17 protein-coding genes and 1 pseudogene are annotated in these 19,974 nt (G+C 71.6%); 8 read left to right on the forward strand and 10 right to left on the reverse strand.

The window, feature by feature from the left end; translation table 11 throughout:
- Positions 1–115: 115 nt before the first annotated feature.
- The 5 genes from ACFY0F_RS09500 to ACFY0F_RS09520 all read left to right on the forward strand — a co-directional run bounded on the left by ACFY0F_RS09500 (position 116) and on the right by ACFY0F_RS09520 (position 8,608).
- A complete protein-coding gene (locus tag ACFY0F_RS09500; RefSeq protein ID WP_388791182.1) occupies positions 116–1,882 on the forward strand; it encodes a M4 family metallopeptidase in 1,767 nt (588 codons plus the stop codon).
- Positions 1,883–2,024: 142 nt separating this feature from the next.
- Positions 2,025–3,209 (forward strand): ROK family protein, encoded by a 1,185-nt coding sequence (locus ACFY0F_RS09505; RefSeq protein WP_388791184.1) that lies wholly within the window; start codon positions 2,025–2,027, stop codon positions 3,207–3,209.
- Between the two features lie 26 nt (positions 3,210–3,235).
- Entirely contained in the window at positions 3,236–5,038 is a 1,803-nt protein-coding gene (locus tag ACFY0F_RS09510; RefSeq protein ID WP_388791186.1) for an alpha-galactosidase D, read from the forward strand.
- 16 nt (positions 5,039–5,054) lie between these two features.
- Complete coding sequence (locus tag ACFY0F_RS09515) at positions 5,055–7,412, forward strand: glycoside hydrolase N-terminal domain-containing protein (protein ID WP_388791188.1); 2,358 nt, start codon at positions 5,055–5,057, stop codon at positions 7,410–7,412.
- The gene (locus ACFY0F_RS09520) at positions 7,409–8,608 is read left to right on the forward strand and encodes an SGNH/GDSL hydrolase family protein (RefSeq protein WP_388791190.1); all 1,200 of its coding nucleotides are present in this window, start codon (positions 7,409–7,411) and stop codon (positions 8,606–8,608) included. Before ACFY0F_RS09515 ends, ACFY0F_RS09520 begins: the two co-directional genes overlap by 4 nt.
- A 91-nt stretch (positions 8,609–8,699) precedes the next feature.
- On the opposite strand, the gene ACFY0F_RS09525 is transcribed toward ACFY0F_RS09520, so the two are convergent.
- The 4 genes from ACFY0F_RS09525 to ACFY0F_RS09540 all read right to left on the reverse strand — a co-directional run bounded on the left by ACFY0F_RS09525 (position 8,700) and on the right by ACFY0F_RS09540 (position 12,662).
- Complete coding sequence (locus ACFY0F_RS09525; RefSeq protein WP_388791192.1) at positions 8,700–9,050, reverse strand: UBP-type zinc finger domain-containing protein; 351 nt, start codon at positions 9,048–9,050, stop codon at positions 8,700–8,702.
- The gene (locus ACFY0F_RS09530) at positions 9,047–10,480 is read right to left on the reverse strand and encodes an ATP-binding protein (protein ID WP_388791351.1); all 1,434 of its coding nucleotides are present in this window, start codon (positions 10,478–10,480) and stop codon (positions 9,047–9,049) included. Before ACFY0F_RS09530 ends, ACFY0F_RS09525 begins: the two co-directional genes overlap by 4 nt.
- Positions 10,481–10,491: 11 nt before the next feature.
- Positions 10,492–12,168, reverse strand: a complete 1,677-nt coding sequence (locus ACFY0F_RS09535) for an FAD-dependent oxidoreductase (protein WP_388791194.1) — start codon at positions 12,166–12,168, stop codon at positions 10,492–10,494.
- Between the two features lie 134 nt (positions 12,169–12,302).
- A complete protein-coding gene (locus ACFY0F_RS09540; RefSeq protein ID WP_388791196.1) occupies positions 12,303–12,662 on the reverse strand; it encodes a VOC family protein in 360 nt (119 codons plus the stop codon).
- A 57-nt stretch (positions 12,663–12,719) separates the two neighbouring features.
- On the opposite strand from ACFY0F_RS09540, the gene ACFY0F_RS09545 reads away from it, so the two are divergent.
- Positions 12,720–13,583: a universal stress protein gene (locus ACFY0F_RS09545; RefSeq protein ID WP_388791198.1), complete on the forward strand. Its 864-nt coding sequence runs from the start codon at positions 12,720–12,722 to the stop codon at positions 13,581–13,583.
- A gap of 4 nt (positions 13,584–13,587) precedes the next feature.
- Here ACFY0F_RS09545 and ACFY0F_RS09550 read toward each other — a convergent pair whose 3' ends face one another.
- Together ACFY0F_RS09550 and ACFY0F_RS09555 are read right to left on the reverse strand one after the other, a co-directional pair.
- A complete protein-coding gene (locus ACFY0F_RS09550; RefSeq protein WP_388791200.1) occupies positions 13,588–14,823 on the reverse strand; it encodes a DUF4032 domain-containing protein in 1,236 nt (411 codons plus the stop codon).
- 10 nt (positions 14,824–14,833) lie between these two features.
- Positions 14,834–15,601: an MBL fold metallo-hydrolase gene (locus ACFY0F_RS09555; RefSeq protein ID WP_388791202.1), complete on the reverse strand. Its 768-nt coding sequence runs from the start codon at positions 15,599–15,601 to the stop codon at positions 14,834–14,836.
- Positions 15,602–15,828: 227 nt separating this feature from the next.
- Here ACFY0F_RS09555 and ACFY0F_RS09560 point away from each other — a divergent pair, with 227 nt between their 5' ends.
- Positions 15,829–16,371: a MarR family winged helix-turn-helix transcriptional regulator gene (locus ACFY0F_RS09560; RefSeq protein WP_388791204.1), complete on the forward strand. Its 543-nt coding sequence runs from the start codon at positions 15,829–15,831 to the stop codon at positions 16,369–16,371.
- A gap of 64 nt (positions 16,372–16,435) precedes the next feature.
- Here the strand turns inward: ACFY0F_RS09560 and ACFY0F_RS09565 are convergent, their stop codons facing one another.
- From ACFY0F_RS09565 to ACFY0F_RS09580, 4 genes and pseudogenes are all read right to left on the reverse strand, one after another.
- A complete protein-coding gene (locus tag ACFY0F_RS09565; protein ID WP_388791206.1) occupies positions 16,436–16,681 on the reverse strand; it encodes a hypothetical protein in 246 nt (81 codons plus the stop codon).
- An 83-nt stretch (positions 16,682–16,764) separates the two neighbouring features.
- Positions 16,765–17,094, reverse strand: a complete 330-nt coding sequence (locus ACFY0F_RS09570) for a hypothetical protein (RefSeq protein WP_388791208.1) — start codon at positions 17,092–17,094, stop codon at positions 16,765–16,767.
- A gap of 340 nt (positions 17,095–17,434) precedes the next feature.
- Positions 17,435–17,570: pseudogene (locus ACFY0F_RS09575) on the reverse strand (copper-binding protein); the annotation flags it as partial.
- A gap of 40 nt (positions 17,571–17,610) precedes the next feature.
- Positions 17,611–18,450: a DUF5134 domain-containing protein gene (locus tag ACFY0F_RS09580; protein ID WP_388791210.1), complete on the reverse strand. Its 840-nt coding sequence runs from the start codon at positions 18,448–18,450 to the stop codon at positions 17,611–17,613.
- Between the two features lie 248 nt (positions 18,451–18,698).
- Between ACFY0F_RS09580 and ACFY0F_RS09585 the strand changes: the two genes are divergently transcribed.
- A complete protein-coding gene (locus tag ACFY0F_RS09585; protein ID WP_388791212.1) occupies positions 18,699–19,925 on the forward strand; it encodes a DUF418 domain-containing protein in 1,227 nt (408 codons plus the stop codon).
- Positions 19,926–19,974: the final 49 nt, after the last annotated feature.

Consider the following 19,974-nt stretch of genomic DNA (forward strand, 5'->3'; position numbering starts at 1 on the left):
GCCCGACCAGCCCTCGTGGCGCGGCCCAACCCCGCCATGTCTCAAGGCGGTTGGTGACCCCGGCCGTCTTCGAACGAAGGAACCCTACATAGTGCGTAGACCGCACATACGCAGCGTGGCGGTTGCCATCGCGGTGGCGACGGCTGCTACGGGCCTGGCCGGCACGGCCTTCGCGGGTCCGTCCACGGGGGCGGAGAACAGCGCGTCGTCGTCCGTGACGACGGCCGACTCGATCGTGAAGGCGGCGCGGACCGCGGCCTTCGCCCATGCTTCCGCGACCGGTGTGTCGCAGGGCGACGAACTCCACGCCCAGGACGTTCTGATCGACCCGGAGGGCGCGCGGCACGTCCGGTTCGCCCGGAGCCACAACGGAATGCAGGTGCTCGGCGGCGACCTCGTCGTCCACCTCTCCCGGCAGCTGGCCTACACCGGTGTCACCCGGGCGGCCGACCACGCGGTGAAGCCCGCCACCAAGCCCAAGCTGACCGCTCAGCAGGCTCAGGAGAAGGCCGCCGTCGCCGCCAAGGGCGACGCGGGCACCGCCGAACTCGTCGTCGACGCCCGTAACGGCGCCACCGCCCTCGCCTACCAGGTGAAGGTCACCGACAACGGCAGCTCGCACACGGTCGTCGTCGACGCCGTCACCGGCAAGGTGCGCAGCAACGCGCCCGACAGCGACGAGTTCCTGTCGCCGAAGCTGCTCAAGACCCTGCGCGAGCGCGGCGAGACCATCGACCCGGCCACCGGGATCGGCACCGGCACCGGCACCGCCGGCCTCCTGGGCTCCGGCGCGTCCGGCGCCTCCGGTGTCACGCACTACCCGGCGACCGCGCACGGCACCGGCAAGACCCTCTTCGTGGGCAACGTCGGCCTGACCACCACGGAGACCTCGCGCGGCCACTACCAGCTGAAGGACCCCAGCCGGTACGGCACCGAGACCCGGGACGCCAAGGGCTCGGAGACCGAGAAGTTCAGCGTCGGCGCCAAGTTCACCAACACCACCGACGTGTGGGGCAACGGCAGCACCACCAGCCGGGTCAGCGCCGCCGCCGACGCCCAGTTCGGTGTGACCAAGACCCTGGACTTCTACAAGAGCACCTTCGGGCGCAAGGGCATCGCCAACAACAGCAAGGCCGCCCAGGCGATGGTCCACTGGGGCAAGAAGGTCGCCAACGCCTTCTGGGACCCCACGTGCAACTGCATGCTGTACGGCGACGGCGACGGCCAGATGTTCAAGAAGCCGCTCGTCGTGCTCGACGTCACCGGTCACGAGCTGACCCACGGTGTGGTGGAAGCGACCGCGAAGCTCGAGCCGACCCATGTCGACCAGTACGGCCAGTACGGCGAGCCCGGCTCGCTGAACGAGTCGCTCGCCGACATCTTCGGCTCGAACGTGGAGTTCTTCGCCAACAACGCGAAGGACACGCCGGACTACCTGATCGGTGAGAAGCTCGGCCTGGCCCAGAAGTTCCTGCGCCGCCTGGACAAGCCGTCGCTGGACAAGCTCGAGGGCACGATCGACTACTGGGCGCCGGGCACCGACGATGTCGAGGTGCACGCCGGTTCCGGTGTCTCCTCGCACGCCTACTACCTCCTCGCGGAGGGCAGTGGCAAGAAGACGATCGGCACCGTCACCTACAACTCGCCGACCTACGACGGCTCCACGGTCAAGGGCATCGGCCGCACCAAGGCGACGGCGATCTTCTACCGCGCCCTGACCCGCTACATGGTCTCCACGACCGACTTCCATGACGCGCGCGTCGCGACGCTGAAGGCGGCCAAGGACCTGTACGGGGCGACCAGCACCGAGTACAAGACGGTGGACAAGGCGTGGGCCGCGGTCAACGTCACCGCCGCCAACACGCCGGCCGCCCGTCACTGACGACGGACGGACGGAAGGCAGGCCCGAGTGCCCCGCGCCCACGGCGCGGGGCACTCGCCTGTCCGCGGTCCCTTCAACTGCCGTGCACCGGCTGCTGTTTCTTTTATTGACAGCGGAAAACAATGGCCCTAGGTTCCCGGGCATGCGCTCGATCTCCCGCACCGAGACGTTTCCCGCGCACACCCCTGCCGCTTCCCAGGTCTTCACCACGCTGCTGTCCCACGGCCCCCTCACCCGGCTGGAGGCGGCCCGACGGGCCGGTCTGTCACCGGCCGCCGTCACCAAGGCGGTCCGGCCCCTGCTCCAGGCCGGTTACCTGGTGGAGGACGCCGACGAGAACGCCCGCCCCACCCTCGGACGTCCCGCCAACCTGGTCCGGGTCGACGGGGAACGGGCCCTGTTCGCCGGCGTCAAGGTGACCGGCGACGAGGCCATCGGTGTGCTGACCGACCTGTGCTGCCGGATCCGCCTCGCCCGGCGCGTCCCGCTGCCGGACCGGACGACCGGGGCCGTACTGGCCTCGGTGGCGGACCTGACGCACGCACTGCGCGTCACGGCCGGCGACCCGAACCTCCCCGTCCTCGGTGCCGGCATCGCCGTCTCCGGCGACGTCGACCGCGCCGAGGGGGTCGTGCGCTACTCGCCGTTCCTGGAGTGGCGGGACGTGGCACTGGCCGAACTCGCCGAGACCGTCTGCGGGCTGCCGGTCACCGTCGACAACGACGTCCGGGCGCTGACCGTCGCCGAGCAGTGGTTCGGGGCCGGCGTGGGTCTTTCCGACTTCGCCGTGGTGACCGTGGGGGCGGGCATCGGCTGCGGTCTCGTCGTGCACGGGCGGGTGGTCGCCGGCGCGCACGGCGTGGCGGGGGAAGTCGGCCATGTCGCCGTCGACCCGGCCGGCCCGCTCTGCCACTGCGGCAACCGCGGATGCGTGGAGGCGATCGCCGGGGAGGCGGCGATCGTGGCCCGCGTCCGGGAGGTGACCGGCCGCCGGGTCCGGGACGGAGCCGAAGCGGTGGCCCTGGCGCACGAGGACGTCGCCGGTGTCCGCGAGGTGTACGCGAAGGCCGGGGAGGCCGTCGGCCGCGGCATCGCGACCGTGGCCAACCTGCTCGGTCCCCAGCGCGTGATCATCTCGGGGGAGGGGCTGACCGCCTACGACCTCTTCGCCGGGCACATCCGTGACGCGTTCACCGCGGCCGCGTTCGGCTCGGCCGCGCGGTGTGACGTACAGATCCGCCCGCTCCCCTTCGAGGAGTGGGCCCGCGGGGCCGCGGCCGCCGCGATCCAGTCGTTCATCGCCCCCGACCCACGACCGAGCCGTTGAACCGACACCCCTGGAGGCACGACCCCATGCGGTCATCCTCGTACTCCGGCACGTCCCCCCGCACCCTCAGAGCCGCGGTGGTCCTGGCCCTCGCCGTCGGCGCCGTCACCGCCGCTCCCGCCGCGCATGCCGGGACCGCCGCGCCGGTCCCCGCCGCCAAGCCCTACATGGGCTGGTCGAGTTGGAGCATGCAGTCGTCCAAGTATCCCGGCCTCAACCCGGACGGCGACTACAGCTACCTCACCGAGGCCAACGTCGGCCGGCAGACCGACGCCCTCGCCGCCAAGCTGAAGAAGTACGGCTACGAGTACGTCAACATCGACGCCGGCTGGTGGCGCGACAACAACTGGAAGCCCGGGTACGACCAGTACGGACGCCAGAAGGCCGATCCGAAGCGCTTCCCCAGCGGCATGAAGGCCGTCGCCGACCGCATCCACGCCAAAGGCCTCAAGGCCGGCATCTACCTTCCCGCCGGACTGGAGAAGGAGGCGTACGGCGACGGAGGAACACCGATCCTGGACGCCGACGGGTGCACCACCGCCGACATCGTCTATCCCGACCTGCGCACCACCAACGGCTGGGACAGCTCGTACAAGCTCGACTTCTCCCGCCCCTGCGCGCAGAAGTACATAGACTCCCAGGCGCGGTCGATCGCCGACTGGGGCTACGACTTCCTCAAGCTGGACGGCGTAGGACCGGGCTCCGGCAAGAGCGGCGACCAGTACGACAACGTTGCCGACGTGGCCGCCTGGAACAAGGCGATCGCCGCCACCGGCCGCCCGGTCCACCTCGAACTGTCCTGGTCGCTGGACATCGGCCACGCCGTCGACTGGAAGAAGTACTCGAACGGCTGGCGCATCGACACCGACGTCGAGTGCTACTGCAACACCCTCGTCAGCTGGGAGAACTCCGTCGACGACCGCTGGGACGACGCCCCCGGCTGGACGAAGCACGCCGGCCCCGGCGGCTGGAACGACCTCGACTCCCTCGACGTCGGCAACGGCCCGATGGACGGACTCACCAGGGCCGAGCGGCAGAGCTACGTCACCCTGTGGGCCATCGCCAAGTCCCCGCTCTACACCGGCGACGACCTCACCCGTCTCGACGACTACGGCCTGGAGCTGCTGACCAACCGCGAGGTCATCGCCGTCGACCAGGACGGCACCCCGCCCGCCCGGCCGGTGACCCCCTCCGACCCCCGGCAGGTGTGGGCCGCGAAGAACCCCGACGGCACCCGCACGGTCGCCCTGTTCAACCTCGCCGACGCCCCCGCCGCCGTCACCGCCGACTTCTCCTCCCTCGGCTTCACCGGCAGGGCCGCCGTCCGGGACCTGTGGCGCCACGAGGACCTCGGCACGTACAAGAACAGGATCACCGAGGCGCTGCCCGCCCACGGCTCCCGCCTGTTCACCGTCACCCCGCACGGCACCGCCCTCACCGCGACCCCCTACGAGGCGGAGTCCACCGCCAACACCCTCGCCGGCAACGCCTCCGTCGCCGACTGCCCAGCGTGCTCCGGCGGCAAGAAGGTCGGCAACCTCTACCTCGGCGGCAGGCTCCGCTTCAACGACATCGTGGTCGACAGGCCCGGCACCTACCTGGTGCGGGTCGCCTACGTCAGCGGCGACGCCCGCTCGGTGGACATCTCCGCGAACTCCGGTGCCGCCACCCGCCACCGGTTCCCGTCCACCGGCGACTGGGGAACCGTGGAGACGGTGAGCGTGCCGGTGACGCTGAAGGCGGGCGCCAACACGCTCACCTTCGACAGCAGCGGTCCCGGTTACGCACCCGACATCGACCGCATCGACATCCCCAAGTCACCGCGCTAGCGAATCGGAGACCGCCATGGAGAACCCGCCCACCAGACGCGGCTTCCTCGCCCTCGCCGCCGCCACCGGAACCCTCGCCGGACTGCCCGCCTTCACCGCGACGGCCGCGCCCCTGCGGCCCACCGGAGCCCCTTCGGTGGCAGGGTCTGCACGCCACCGTCTGTGGTGGCAGGCCCCCGCCGACGAGCACTCGATGATCGACCAGGGCCTGCCCGTGGGCAACGGCCGCCTCGGCGCCCTCGCGAGCAACGACCCGGGCCGCGAACTGCTCCTGATCACCGACGCCACGATGTGGACCGGCGGCCTCAACGACACCCTCGACGCCGACGGCCAGTTCCCCTACGGGCGCGACGACTTCGGCTCCTTCACCCTGCTCGCCCGCCTCACCGTCGACCTCCCCGACCACGACCTGTCCGCCGTCTCCGGCTACCGCCGCACCCTCGACCTCGACCAGGGCCTGGTGACGACGTCGTACGTGCGCTCCTCGGTGACCTACCGGCGGCAACTGTTCGCCAGCCGCCCCGACGACGTGATCGTCCTCCACTTCACCCAGAGCGGCGGCGGCCACTACACCGGCACGGTGACCCTGGAGGGCACGCACGGCGAAACCCCCACGGCCGCCGAGTCGTTCGCCGGTGCCTTCCCGAACGGCCTGCGGTACGGGGCGGCCGTCGCCGCCCACGGCAAGGGCGGCAGCGTCCGCGTGAGCGGCACAAGCATCGTCTTCTCCAGGTGCACAGAACTGACCGTCGTGGTCAGCGGCGGCACCGACTACGCGCCGGACGCCACCACCCACTACCGCAACCCGTCCCTCGACCCGGAGGCGCTGGCCCGCACCAAGGTCCGCGCCGCCTCCCGTCACCCGGCCGGCACCCTGCTCGACACCCATGTCGCCGACCACCGGGAGCTGTTCGGGCGGTTCGACGTCCGTCTCGGCACCTCGTCCGACGCCCAGCGCTCCCTCGACACCTGGGAACGGCTCCAGGCCCGCGCCCGCGACGACGAACCCGACCCCGAACTGGAGGCGGCCTACCTCCAGTTCGGCCGCTACCTCATGATTTCCGGATCCCGGGGCAGCCTGCCGCTGGGCCTGCAGGGGTTGTGGCTCGACGGCAACGACCCGAAGTGGATGGGCGACTACCACACGGACATCAACGTCCAGATGAACTACTGGACGGCCGACCGGGCGGGCCTGTCCGACTGCTTCGACGCCCTCACCGACTACTGCCTCGCCCAGCTCCCGTCCTGGACCGCCCTCACCCGGGACCACTTCGACGACCCGCGCAACCGCTACCGCAACTCCAGCGGGAAGAACGCCGGCTGGACGGTCGCGATCTCCACCAACATCCACGGCGGACTGGGCTGGTGGTGGCATCCGGCCGGCAACGCCTGGTTGTGCAACACCCTCTGGGAGCACTACGAGTTCACCCGCTCGCGCGCCCACCTGGAGCGGATCTACCCACTCCTCAAGGGCGCCTGCGAGTTCTGGGAGGCGCGGCTGGTCACGGTCACCGAGCCGGGCACCACGCGCGAGGTCCTGGTCGCCGACAGCGACTGGTCACCCGAACACGGCCCCCTGGACGCCAAGGGCATCACCTATGCTCAGGAACTGGTGTGGGCGCTGTTCGGGAACTTCCGCGCTGCGGCGGCCGAGCTGAAGAGGGATCCTGGGTACGCGGACACCGTCGGCGGGCTGCGCGAGCGTCTGTACCTGCCCCGGGTGAGCCCCAGGACCGGCTGGCTGGAGGAGTGGATGTCCCCGGACAACCTCGGCGAAACCACCCACCGGCACCTGTCCCCGCTGGTCGGTCTCTTCCCCGGCGACCGCATCCGGCCCGACGGCTCCACCCCCGCCGAACTCGTCGCCGGCGCCACCGCCCTGCTCACCGCCCGAGGCATGGACAGCTTCGGCTGGGCCAACGCCTGGCGCGCCCTGTGCTGGGCCCGGCTGAAGAACGCCGACAAGGCCTACCGACTGGTCGTGACGAACCTGCGCCCCTCGACCGGCGGCGGCAACGGCACGGCACCGAACCTCTTCGACATCTACCAGCTCAAGCCGGGCCAGGGCATCTTCCAGATCGACGCCAACTTCGGCACCCCGGCCGCGATGACCGAGATGCTGCTGTACTCCCGGCCGGGCCACCTGGAACTGCTGCCCGCCCTCCCGGACGCCTGGGCCGCGTCCGGTTCGCTCACCGGGGCAGGGGCCCGCGGCGGCTTCGTCGTCGACCTGCGCTGGAAGGACGGGAAGCCGACCGAGGCCCGGATCCGGAGTGTCGGCGGTCGTACGACCGAGGTGGCGTACGGCGGCAGGTCCCGCACGGTCACCCTGCGCCCCGGCGGATCGGTCACGCTGAAGGACTTCGCCCAGTGACCGGCCGCATCGGACGGGCCTGCCGCCTCGCCGCCGTCCTGCTGACCGTCCTGGGCTGCCAGACGGGTGCCGTCCGGGCCTCGGCCACCACCCCGCCCGGCGTCGTCACCTGGGCGGCGAGCGCCGACCGTCTCGGCGACGGCGTCGCCGACCGCTCCTACCGGCTGGTCGTGCACACCAGCGCCGCCGGCAGCGGCCTGCGGATCCGGCTCTCCAACGCCTTCGGGGACCGGCCGCTGACCCTGGACAGCGTCTACGCGGGCATCCAGGACGAGGGCGCCGCGCTGCGGCGGGGCAGCAACCGGCGGCTCACCTTCGGCGGCGCCCGCACCGTCACCGTCCCGGCGGGGGCCGTCCTGTGGAGCGATCCGCTGCCCGGCGGCCTGCCCGCCGCGACGAACCTGGTGGTCAGCCTGCACAGCCCCGACGCGGCGGGCCCCGCCACCGGTCACGGCATGGCCATGCAGACGTCGTACGTCACCCAGGGCGACCACACCGGCGAGGAGAGCGCCGCCCACTGGACCGGCACGACCGGCTCCTGGTTCTACCTCGACGCCGTCTCCGTACGTCCTTCGGGCGCGGCCACCGGAGCGGTAGCGGCTCTGGGCGACTCCATCACCGACGGCTGGCAGTCCACCACCGACCTGGACCGCCGCTGGCCCGACTACCTCGCCCGGCGGCTCCACTCGGCGGGCGGCCCGCTGCGGGGCGTGGCCAACGAGGGGATCTCCGGCAACCAGGTCCTGACGGACGGCGCCGGGCAGAGCGCTCTGCACCGGCTGGACCGGGACGTCCTCTCCCAGCCGGGGGTGCGGACCGTCTTCCTCTTCGAAGGCGTCAACGACATCAAGGCCCACACGGGCGTCACCGCGCGGGACCTGATCGCCGGATACCGGGAGATCGCCGACCGGGCGCACGCGGCCGGGAAACGCGTCGCCGTGGCCACCGTCGGCCCCTTCAAGGGCTGGCCCGAATGGGATCCGGCGGCGGAGGCCGTACGGCAGCAGGTGAACGAATTCGTCCGCACCAGCGGGGAGTTCGATGCGGTCACCGACTTCGACCGCGTCCTGCGCAGCCCGTACGACTCCGAGCGCCTGCTGCCCTTCCTCGACGGCGGCGACCACCTGCACCCCAACGACAAGGGCATGCGGGCGATGGCCGACGCCGTCGACCTGGACTCCCTCGACTGCGGGTAGGGCCTGTCCGGCGGATCAGGACGCAGGGCACGGGCGGTGCCTCGTCGGCGTGTCAGGCCCCGCGACCACGGCATGATCCACAAGACACCCCCTAGCGCAATGTCTCCGCCCAGTTCGCCGGGACCCGCCCCGCGGGCCCCGGCGCGGGCTGGTCCGCGGGGTGGGCGGCCGGTGGGGCCAGCTCGGGGCCGGACTCGTACAGCTCTTCGGTGTCGTAGTTCCAGAACCAGGCCTCGCCCGGCTCGAAGCTGCGGATCACCGGGTGCCCCGTCTGACGGTAGTGGGCGGTGGCGTGCTTGGCGGGGGAGTCGTCGCAGCAGCCGACATGGCCGCAGGCGGCGCACCGCCGCAGGTGGAACCACCAGCCGCCGGCCGCGTCGCACTCCACGCAGCCGGTGCCGCTCGGCGGGACACTCGGGTCGATCGCGGACTCCGCGCTCATGCTGCCTCCTCGGGCGTCTCGGCGGTCAGGGGAAGCAGCACCTGGAAGCGGGTGTCGCCGGGCACCGACTCCACCTGGAGGGTGCCGTGGTGCTTGTTGACGACGATCCGCCAGGAGATGTCCAGGCCCAGCCCGGTGCCCTGACCCACCGGCTTGGTGGTGAAGAAGGGGTCGAAGATGCGGCCCCGGATCTCCGGCGGGATCCCGGGACCGGTGTCCCGGAACTCCACCAGCACCCGCTCGTGGTCGAGCGCGGTCCGCACGGTCAGTGTGCCGTCCCCGCCCGCGCTGTTGACGGCGGAGACCGCGTTGTCGATGAGGTTGGTCCACACCTGGTTGAGCTCCGCCGGGTAGGCGGGGATCTTCGGGAGCGTGCGGTCGTAGTCCTTCACGACCGCGATCCGCGGACCGATCTTGCCCGACAGCATCAGCAGGGTGCTGTCGAGGAGTTCATGGACGTCCACCACGCGGAAGGGCGCCCGGTCCAGCTGGGAGTACTGCTTGGCGGCGTCGACGAGGTGCGAGATACGGGTGGTGGAGTCGTCGATCTCGTTCATCAGCAGCTCGGTCTCGACGGTGTAGTTGAGCCAGCCGACCGCCCCCGGCAGGATCTCCTCGCCGACCGCCGCCGCGACCTGCTCCAGCCAGTCGATGTCCAGCCCGGCCTGGACGAAGGTGGGCGCGAGCTGCCAGCCCTGGGTGATGCCGTGGTCGTCCAGCCAGTCGGCGAGCGCGTCCTCGCGGTCCGAGGCCTCCAACGGGCTGAGCGCCGGGGCCTTGGCGACCCGTTCGGCGGTGCGTTCCTGGATGTCGACGAGGTCCGCCAGTGTCTCGCGGGAGAAGGGGCCCTCGGCGATGACGGCGAGCTTGTGCCGCATCTTGGCGACCCGCTCCCGCAGGGTCGCCGTGGCCCGCACGGCCGCCGCCGCCGGGTTGTTGAGTTCGTGGGTGAGACCGGCCGACAACGAGCCCAGCGCCAGCAGGCGTTCACGCTGGCCTATCGCCGCCTGCGTGTTCTTCGTGCCGAAGAACAGCCCCTCCAGCAGGTGGACCGCCATCGGGAACCACTCGCTCATGATCTCGGCGAAGGTGTCCGCGGGCAGCACGAAGAACCGGGTCGGCTCCGTCACCCGCATCGAGTTGTTGTACACCTGCCGCACCCGGTCCCCGAGGTAGGCCTGCATGGCGCCCGAGTACACCCCGCGCTGCGAGCTGCGGATGACCTCCACGTCGTCGCCGCCGACCCGGCGGGAGAGCACCACCGTGCCTTCGATCATCACGTAGAAGCAGGTCGCCGGATCACCCTCGGTGTACACCGGGCCGGGCTGGAACAGCTCGACCCGGCCCGCGGCGCAGAGCCGCCCGAGCTGCTCGGGGGCGAGCTTCTCGAACAGGAACAGCGAGGCGACCTCCCCCGGGCTGCACGGCATCACCTGCCCACTCACGACTGCTCCAGATACCGGTGGACGAGCATCACGGCCATGGCTCCCTCTCCGACGGCGGACGCGACCCGCTTGGCGGACTCGGCACGGGCGTCACCCGCCACGAACACGCCGGGCACGCTGGTCTCCAGGTGGTACGGCGGCCGGTCCAGCTCCCAGCCCGCCGGCGGCCGTCCGTCGGCGGTCAGGTCGGGCCCGGCCAGGATGAAGCCCCGCTCGTCGCGCAGCACCGTCTCGTCCAGCCACTCGGTGCGCGGAGCGGCCCCGATGAACACGAACATCCACTGGGCGTCGACCTGTTCCCGCTCCCCGCTGCCCACATGACGCAACGTCAGCTGCTCCAGGCGGCCCGAGCCGTGGGCCTCGTCGACCACCGTGTGCCCGCGCACCGAGATGTTCGGGGACTCCTCGATCTGCTGGATCAGGTAGTGCGACATCGACGCCGACAGGTCGGGGCCGCGCACCAGCAGCGTGACCGACTTGGCGAACCTGGACAGGTACATCGCCGCCTGCCCGGCCGAGTTGGCGCCGCCCACGATGTACACGTCGTGCCCCTGGCAGGCGGCGGCCTCGGTCAGCGCGGAGCCGTAGAAAACCCCGCACCCGGTCAGGTCGGTGCAGCCCGCGGCCTCCAGCTGCCGGTACTGCACGCCCGTCGCCAGGATGACGCTGTGCGCCGCGATCGCCGAGCCGTCCGAGAACCGTACGACCCGGGCCGCCCCGCAGACCTCGAGCCCCGTCACCTCGCGCGTGGTGAGGATCTCGGCGCCGAACTTGGCCGCCTGCCGCCGTGCCCGCTCGGTGAGCTGGCCGCCGGAGACGCCGTCAGGGAAGCCGAGGTAGTTCTCGATCCGAGAGCTCTGCCCCGCCTGCCCGCCGGTCGCCGACCGCTCCACGAGGACGGTGCGCAGCCCCTCCGAAGCCCCGTACACGGCCGCGCCGAGGCCCGCCGGTCCGCCGCCGATGACGACGAGGTCGTAGAAGTCCGCCGTCGGCGTGGTCGCCAGCCCCACCCGCGCGGCCAGTTCGGGCGCCTCGGGCGCGACCAGCGCCGTACCGTCCGGGGTGATCACCAGCGGCAGCCGCTGCCCGTCCTGCCCGGCCACGTCCAGCAGCCGCTGTCCCTCCGGCTCCTCGGCCGAGTACCAGCGGTACGGCACCTGGTTGCGGGCCAGGAACTCGCGCACGTCCGAGGACCGCGCCGACCACCGGTGCCCGACGACCTTGGTGCTGGGCACCGGCCGGTAGTCGCTGCTGCGCCACGCCCGCAGCAGATCGTCCAGCACCGGGTAGAGCTTCTCCTCCGGCGGGTCCCACGGCTTGAGCAGGTAGTGGTCGAGGTCGACGACGTTGATCGCGTCGATCGCCGCGTTGGTGTCGGCGTAGGCCGTGAGCAGCACGCGCCGGGCGCCGGGATACACGTCCAGCGCCTGTTCCAGGAACTCGATGCCGTTCATCTGCGGCATGCGGTAGTCGGCCAGGATCACCGCGACCAGGTCGCCGCGCAGTTTCAGCTCGCGCAGCGCCTGCAGCGCGGACTCACCGGACTCCGCGCGCACGATCCGGTACGACTCGCCGTAGCGCCGCCTGAGGTCGCGGGCGACGGCCCGGGACACCCCGGGATCGTCGTCCACGGTCAGGATGACGGTCCGCGCCGCGTCGGCGGTCTGTGCCATGCGTCTCCCACCCCGTTGTCACCGCACCGGTTCCCGCCCATCGTATGTGCGATCGAGTCGTCCCGCTCCGGGACGGCGGTGGCCGTGCACTCCGAGCACAGGGCACGGCACACACGGCCGGCGGAGCCGCCCTTTCAGCCCTGCCGGGAGCCGAGCACGCAGAACTCGTTGCCCTCCGGGTCAGCCAGGACCACCCAGGCTTCCTCGCCGCTCTGCCCGACGTCGGCGTGCCGCGCCCCCAGCGTCAGCAGGCGGGCGACCTCGGCGTCCCGGTCGTCGGGCCGGAAGTCGAGGTGCAGCCGGTTCTTGAGGGGCGTCTTCTTCTCGGCTACCCGCCCGAACAGCAGCCCCGGAAAGCGGTCGGGGGCGGGGCGGATCTCGTACTCGTCGGCGTCGGCGGCCACGACCACCCAGCCCAGTGCCTCGGCCCACCAGCGCCCCAGAGCCACCGGATCCACCGCGTCCACGATCAGTTGTTCCCACCGCAAGGCCATGACCGGCAGGGTAGTGGAGACTGGCCCGCACAGAATCGATCATCAGGAGGCCCGCACATGACACGCCCGATCACGGCAGGGTTCGACGGCACGGAGGAGTCCCTCGCCGCGGTGGCCTGGGCGGCTCGGGAGGCCGTACGCCGCGGGCTGCCGCTGCGTGTGCTGCACGCCTGGCGGTACGAGGACGTGGACGGCGCCGACCGGGACACCCAGGCCGGGTGGGTCGCCGGGGCGGTGACCCGGGCCGGGCGGACGGTCGCCGAGCGGCATCCGGAGCTGACGGTGACCACCGACGCCGTCGAGGGCGGCACGGTCGAGTCGCTGGCCGCCGCCGCGGGCGAGGCGGAGATGCTGGTGCTGGGCTCGCGCGGGCACGGCGCCGTCGTCGGGTTCCTGCTGGGCTCCGTCGGACAGCAGGTGATCGCGGAGGCCACCCGGCCCGTGGTGCTGGTGCGCGCCGGGGACCGGCCCACGGCCGAGGCGGCCGGGCGGGAGGTCGTCGTGGGGCAGCACGGCGGTCCGGAGGACAGCGCGGCCGCCCTGCGGTTCGCGTTCGAGACGGCGGTGGCCCGCGGCGCCGGGGTACGGGCGGTACGTGCCTGGTCGCTGCCTCCCGTGTTCGCCTACAGCCCCGGTTCGCTCAGGCTCCTCGACGACGCCGGCGGCCTGGAGCCGTACGAACGCAAGGCGCTGGCCGACGCACTGAAGCCGTGGCGGGAACGGTTCCCGGACGTGCCGGTGGCCGAGCAGGTGGAGATGGGCAGCGCCGGACAGGTGCTGCTGGCGGTGGCCGGGCGGGCCCAGTTGATGGTCGTGGGGCGCCGCGCGCGTCTGACGGCGGTCGGCGCCCGGATCGGCTCGGTGGCGCACGGGGTGCTGCACCACGCGGAGTGCCCGGTGGCCGTGGTCCCGCACGACTGACCGGCTACCCGGGCGTGGTCGGCTCCAGCGTCTCGCGGGCCTTGGGCAGGACCTTCTCGATGTAGTCCGCGACGGCCGTGTCCAGGCCGATGTCGTGCTGGGCCCGCTCGGACAGGTACCAGCGGTGCTCCAGCAGCTCGTGGTAGATCTCCGCCGGGTCCATGGAGCCGCGCAGCTCGCGCGGCACCGCCCGCACGGTGGGCCGGAACACGTCCCGCACCCAGCGGTGGGCCAGCACCTCGGGACGGGCGGCGAGGGGGTCGCCCGGGGCGTAGTCGTCCTGGGTGGCCATCCAGCTCTCCAGGTCGTTCAGCAGCCGCCGGGCCTGGTTCTCCTCGGTGTCCAGGCCGGTCAGGCGCAGCAGCTGACGCTGGTGGTGGCCGGCGTCGACGACCTTCGGCACGAAGGTGACCGTGTCCCCGGCGGGGGAGTGCTCGATCTGCATCTCGGCCACGTCGAAGCCGAGTTCGTTCAGCCGGCGTATCCGACGCTCTATGTAGTGGTACTTCCCCGCCGGGTACACGGAGGTACGGGTCAGTTCCTCCCACAGGCTGTTGTAGCGGGTGCAGATCTCGTGACCGAACTCGACCGGGTCGACGGACGGGTGCAGCGCCCCCGACGCCTCCAGGTCCAGCAGCTCGCCGCTGATGTTGACGCGGGCGAGATCGAGGTCGTACTCCCGCTGGCCGGAGCTGAGCTGCGGGTGCAGGTCGCCGGTCTCCGCGTCCACCAGGTAGGCGGCGTAGGCGCCCGCGTCCCGCCGGAACAGCGTGTTGGACAGTGAGCAGTCCCCCCAGGCGAACCCGGCCAGGTGCAGTCGCACCAGCAGCACCGCCAGGGCGTCCATCAGCCGGTGCATGGTCACCGGGCGCATGGTCGTCTCGAACATCGAGCGGTACGGCATCGAGCCGCCCAGATGCCGGGTGACCAGCACCGGCTCCAGCGGGGCGCCCGCGCGGTCGGTGCGCCCGGTCACCACGGCGAGCGGGTCCACCGAGGGGATGCCCAGCCGGTCCAGGTCGCGCAGCAACTCGTACTCGCGCAGCGCGGGCCGTTCCGCGAGCTCCTTGACCGCGATCACCTCGTCGCCGGCGCGGGAATAGCGCACCACGTGCCGGGAGATGCCGCGGGGCAGCGGGACGAGGTACTCCTCGGGCCACTCCTCCAGGGGCACGTCCCAGGGGAGCTCGAGCAGGAGCACGGGGTGCTCCGGGTTGGTGGCGCTGATCTGCAATGCCATGGCACGAACCTTAAGTGTCTACCGTGAGTGTCTGCCGCGAGCGTTCCCGAGCCGACCGGGCCGCTTCCCGCACCGGGCCCCTGTGGACCGGGCCGTGCCCGGGCAGCAGGGTGTCACCGTCGAGCTGTTCGATGATCTCCAGCGACGCGACCGCGCGGACGCGGTCGTGGTGGAACATGCCGGGCAGCAGCTGCGGTCCTGTGCCGCGCGAGGTGGCGTGGCCGCTCGCCAGGGCGTCCCCGGAGACGACGACGCCCGCCTCCGGCAGGTGGTAGGCGCAGTGCCCGTCGGTGTGACCGGGGGTGTGCACCGGGACGGGCCGGCCCGGCAGGTCGAGCGGGCCGTCCGCCGGGAACGCCGCCGGAGCGGTCACGGGGTGCTGCTCGGTGCCGCCCGAGCGCAGCACGCGCACCGCCCACGGCAGCACTCCGGGCCGCCAGGCGTTGCGCAGCACCTTGCCCACGGACACCTGCTGCAGGAAGTCCCGGCGGGCGTGCGGGACTTCGGCCGGGTGGAGGTACACCGGTGTGCCGTACGCCCGGCGCAGGTACTCGGCCGAGCCGAGGTGGTCGTTGTGCGCGTGGGTGATCAGCACCGCCTCCACCGCCTCCGGCCCGCCGCCCACCGCCGCGAGGGAGTCGAGCAGCCGCTGCCGGTCCCCGGGGTAGCCGGTGTCCACCAGCGTGAGTGCGTCACCGTCGGTGAGAATCACCCAGTTGGTGTCGCTCCCGTGCACCAGGTAGGTGCCGTCGGCGACCTGGCGTACGTCTGCCCGCATGATCGTCCCGCTGGTGAGGTGCCTGACCGTCGGGGACAGCAAAGCAGATCACCCGGGTGCGGTGGCCCTCGGGGCGGCTCCGGCCCGCGAAGCCCTCCTCCATGCCCAGCAGCGAGTCGATACCGGTGCGGGCCCCGCCGGGCGGTGTGCGGTCGGACGTGGCGAGGAAGCCGATTCCGTTTCACCCGCCTGCGTGTGGGGCGACCTCGGCACGGTAGAAGAGACACATGCCGGAGCACGAGAAGAACCCCGCGGGGGCGATGGACGACGTCGATGCGGTCACCTGGGCGGTGCTGACGGCGTCCCGTCTGCTGGTGGCTGTCGCCGCCCGTTCCCTTGGCGAGGTCGAGGAGCGGGTGACCCTCCCGCAGTTCCGGATGCTGGTCGTGCTCTCCACCCGCGGCGCCACCAAACTGGTCGCACTCGCCGACCTGCTCCAGGTGGCGCCGTCGACAGCGATGCGTATGGTCGACCGGCTCATCGCGGCCGGGCTCGCCGACCGGCAGACCAACCCCGACAACCGTCGCGAGACCCTGCTGCGGCTCACCGAGGAAGGGCGGCGCACGGTCGAGGACGTCACCTCCCGGCGCCGCTCCGAGATCGCCGGGATCGTCGCGAGGCTCGGCCCGGCGCAGCGGCTGGCGCTCATCGATGCCCTGGGCGCCTTCAACAGGGCGGGGGGAGAGCCGCCGGCGGCCCCCGCCGAGGCCGGCGCGGAGCCGCACCCGCTCGGTTGGATCTTGGACGACGCGCTGGTGCACGAGGTGTGATCGTCGACAGGCCCGAACCGGCGACGTGGGCCCCTGCCGTGCCCGCTGCGGGGGAGTAGGCCGATCAGCTCGCCTGCAGGCGCGCCGCCGCGACACGGCCCGGTCGCATGATGCGTATCTTGTGACTCTCACAGGCGAGGCACCGAGGTGACTGCAGCGGGGAGGGTACGCGCCTGCCGTCGATATGGTAGACGGCGCTCAACCGCGCCTGGTCGTCCATGGTCACGTCGATGTCGAACGTCTCCTCCCAGCCGTGCCCGCAGTCGAGGCACGTGAACGAGTAGGAGCGCTGGACGTGTTCCGTGCGCATGGCACCTCCTGGTGAGAACTCGCGTACGGGCAACCGGATACCTCTTTTTGCATAGTGCAAACGTGTGGTCCGGCGCCGGGGCGTCAACCGCTCTCGCAGGCCCTGGCCTCGAACTCCGCCATGGGGACGGTGACCGCGCCGTCCTCCGAGACGTCGTCGTAGCGCACCATTCCCGGGGTGAGCCGGTCCCGGTCGGGCAGGGTGAAGGAGACGCTGCGCGATGACGACGAGTTGTCCTTGGTCCAGCCGTAGAGGACATAAGTGGTGTCAGCGGTGAGCGGAGTGAGGGATCTGGTCGCGGCCCAGCCGGCGGAAGCGCGATCGAGGGTCCAGGTGGCGAGACCGGCGGTGAGGGGGCGGCCGGCGGTCCAGGAACCGACCTTCACCGTACGGTCGGCGTCGTCGCTGTCCACGTAGAGGGTCGCGCCGTCGATCCGGTGCCCCCCTCGCCGTCAACGACGGCAACCCACCGGTTTCCTGGAGCGGATCACGTCGGGGGAGGCACAGGCGTTACGCTCGGCTCTCCGAAGGGTGAACGGGCGGAGCGAGGCATGTACAGGGCCCGCACTTCCCCCAGCGACTGCACTTTTCGCGCAGCGGGAACACCTCACCGGGACCCACTGTCGCCTTCCTGAAGGCGCCGGGGGGTGCCTACCACGAACAGGGGTCCCGGTATTCCATGAGGTGCCGACAGAACTGTACTACTTAGGCGCTTAGTAACATAGGGTCACTTGAAGCCGCCCGGCCGGAGGTTCAGGCCTGACCGACGAGCTCGTGGCCGGCCTCGTCGACGGCGGCGCGGACGGCCTCCTCGTCGAGCGGGGCGGCGGAGGTGGCCGTTGCCTCGCCGGGTCTCCGCGGCGGCCGTGACGGCGGTGACGCCCTCCAGAAACGGTCTCGCGGCTGGAGGCTCGGCGATCGGGTGCTCCTCACGTGGCCATCAGCAGCAGCATTCCGGACATGGCCGTCCCCATGCCGATGTGCGCGGCCAGCGCGGCATCCGGTGCGGCGCCTACTTTGCGGCGGCGGCCACGACAGGACTGCTCGCCGGTGCGGGCCCTGTCCCAGACCGAGAGCGTGAGCGAGGCCAGGCAGACGAGCAGGGTGTCCGGCACGGCGAGCAGCCAGCGGCCCCAGTTCCGGCCGGCGGCGAGACTCTTGTCGGTACCGCGGACCCGGGCCCGGACGGAAGCGCCGATCGAGAGCGCGAAGTACACGCCGAGTGTCAGGACCACGTAGTGCCAGAGCGAGTGCGACGGCGCCGCTGACGTGGTGGCGGAATCCATGCCCGCCATGGACATCCCGGGCATGGACGGCATGCCCTGCATGCCTTCCATCCCCGACATGGTCGTCGTGGCGGCGGTTTCCTCCATCCCCGGCATGCCGGCCATGGAGGATCCAAGGGCGAGCACGGGCCCGGACGAGGTGGACGTCATGGCGAGTGTCATGATCACCATTCCGGCGCTGCCGATGATCAGGTGCACCCGGTGGCGGCCTTCTTTCCAGCCGTGGTCGCGCGCACGCTGCACGGCGAGTGAGATTCCGCCGAGTGCGACGAGGCCGAAGGTCGCCGCCCACCAGATGCCGTGCGCTCCGTACCAGGAGGCCGTGGCGGGCAGTGCCATCAGAGTCATGCCCAGCCCCATGAGCAGGTCGGCGCCCGCCGTCAACCGGGTCTCGCCCGTGGTGGTCGCGACGCGGACCGCGCTGACGCCCGCGACAAGAGCGGCGACTGCCGCGATGGACCAGTTGAGAGGGATGTTCCCCATCGTCACCTTCCCAACCTTCGGCCTGCCAGAGTCGTTCTACTGCTATGGGACTTAGTACGTGCTGATGGATGCGGGCGTTCAGGACGCGGGATCCCGCCTCGATGCCTAGGCTGGAGTTACTACGTCAATTCGTAGATCTGGAGTCCTGCCGGCGTGGCGCGGTCGGCCCCCTGGCCGCCGGTCGGCGGGGGCGGTCCGGCCACCTGCCGGATGGTTGCCCCGGCCACTTTCCTGAAGTGTGGTGAGCGATGGGACGCTCCTACGCTCCGGCCGAGCCGTTCACGACCGCCGCGAACGACTCGCCGGTGCGCGCGCCTTCGAAGGGGCGGATGGTCGGCCTCGATGCCGCGCGCGGACTGGCGATCCTGGGCATGTTCGCCGCGCACGTCGGTCCCGACCCGTCGGTGGGCGGCCCGCTCGGCTGGGCCATGGAGGTGGCGCGCGGCCGGTCGTCCGCCGTGTTCGCGCTTCTCGCCGGCTTCACCCTGGTCATCTTCACGGGTCGCCACCGGCCGTACACGGGGCGCGACGCGCATCAGGCGATCGGCCGTGTCCTGATCCGTGCAGCCGTCCTGATGGCACTGGGCTACCTGCTGGAGCTGCTCGACACCGACGTCGACGTGATCCTGTCGTTCTACGGGCTGCTCTTCGTGCTCGCTCTCCCGCTGTACCGTCTGAGCGCGAGAGCCCTGTCACTCGTCGCGGCCTCCACCGCGCTCGTCATGCCGCAGGTGCTGTACGTGCTGAAAGCCGCGGTCGACGACGGAAGCTGGGCCGACGCCGTGACCGGCCTCGATCCGCTGGCGCGGGTCACCGGCTCGGACGGGTTCCTCGGACTCTTCGTCACCGGCGCGTATCCGGCGCTGACGTGGTTTCCCTTCATCGTGGCCGGCATGGCAGTGGCCAGGCTCGACCTCTCCCGTCGTGACCTGCTCACCAAGCTGGCATTCAGCGGCGCGGCACTGGCGGTGATCGGCTACGGGGGATCGTGGCTGGCCCTGCACTCGGTCCCCGGCGCACGGGCGGGGGTGAGGGCAGCCGCGGACGGCGGCTCCGCCGCCTCGGCCTGGTGGTCCGACGCCGTGGGCGACGAGGTCGCCACCGGTCACCCGGCCTGGCTGTTGGTCGCCGCCCCCCACAGTCAGACCTCGTGGTCCATCATCGGCAACACCGGCGTCGCGGTCACCGTCCTGGCCGTCTGCTTCCTGGCCGTACAGACCTGGCGCCCCCTCGGCCGGCTGCTCGCCCCACTCGCCGCGGTCGGCTCGATCTCCCTGACGGCCTACGTGTTCCACATCGTGGCCATCCGCCTGCTGGGTACCGACGGCTTGCCGGACCGGGATGCGCTGCCGGTACTCCTGGCGTTCGCCGCCACTGCCATGGCGTCGGCGCTTGTGTGGACCCGTTTCTTCCGCCGCGGTCCGCTGGAGTACCTGCTCCACAACGCCACCAACCTCGCCCGCGCGATCGCGTAACCGAGCCGGCGGTGTGCCGTTCGCGCTGTGCACCGCCGTGGGAGTGCTG

It is taken from the genome of Streptomyces sp. NPDC001544, from assembly GCF_042894285.1.
Classification (GTDB): Bacteria; Actinomycetota; Actinomycetes; order Streptomycetales; family Streptomycetaceae; genus Streptomyces.

Coding starts and splice junctions, on each gene's coding strand:
- ACFY0F_RS09530 (WP_388791351.1), bottom strand. CDS start 10,480: ATGCCGTGCAGCCCGGGGGAGGTCGCCTCGCTGTTCCTGTTCGAGAAG.
- ACFY0F_RS09510 (WP_388791186.1), top strand. CDS start 3,236: ATGCGGTCATCCTCGTACTCCGGCACGTCCCCCCGCACCCTCAGAGCC.
- ACFY0F_RS09515 (WP_388791188.1), top strand. CDS start 5,055: ATGGAGAACCCGCCCACCAGACGCGGCTTCCTCGCCCTCGCCGCCGCC.
- ACFY0F_RS09560 (WP_388791204.1), top strand. CDS start 15,829: ATGCCGGAGCACGAGAAGAACCCCGCGGGGGCGATGGACGACGTCGAT.
- ACFY0F_RS09505 (WP_388791184.1), top strand. CDS start 2,025: ATGCGCTCGATCTCCCGCACCGAGACGTTTCCCGCGCACACCCCTGCC.
- ACFY0F_RS09555 (WP_388791202.1), bottom strand. CDS start 15,601: ATGCGGGCAGACGTACGCCAGGTCGCCGACGGCACCTACCTGGTGCAC.
- ACFY0F_RS09565 (WP_388791206.1), bottom strand. CDS start 16,681: ATGCGCACGGAACACGTCCAGCGCTCCTACTCGTTCACGTGCCTCGAC.
- ACFY0F_RS09535 (WP_388791194.1), bottom strand. CDS start 12,168: ATGGCACAGACCGCCGACGCGGCGCGGACCGTCATCCTGACCGTGGAC.
- ACFY0F_RS09585 (WP_388791212.1), top strand. CDS start 18,699: ATGGGACGCTCCTACGCTCCGGCCGAGCCGTTCACGACCGCCGCGAAC.
- ACFY0F_RS09580 (WP_388791210.1), bottom strand. CDS start 18,450: ATGGGGAACATCCCTCTCAACTGGTCCATCGCGGCAGTCGCCGCTCTT.
- ACFY0F_RS09525 (WP_388791192.1), bottom strand. CDS start 9,050: ATGAGCGCGGAGTCCGCGATCGACCCGAGTGTCCCGCCGAGCGGCACC.
- ACFY0F_RS09550 (WP_388791200.1), bottom strand. CDS start 14,823: ATGGCATTGCAGATCAGCGCCACCAACCCGGAGCACCCCGTGCTCCTG.
- ACFY0F_RS09540 (WP_388791196.1), bottom strand. CDS start 12,662: ATGGCCTTGCGGTGGGAACAACTGATCGTGGACGCGGTGGATCCGGTG.
- ACFY0F_RS09545 (WP_388791198.1), top strand. CDS start 12,720: ATGACACGCCCGATCACGGCAGGGTTCGACGGCACGGAGGAGTCCCTC.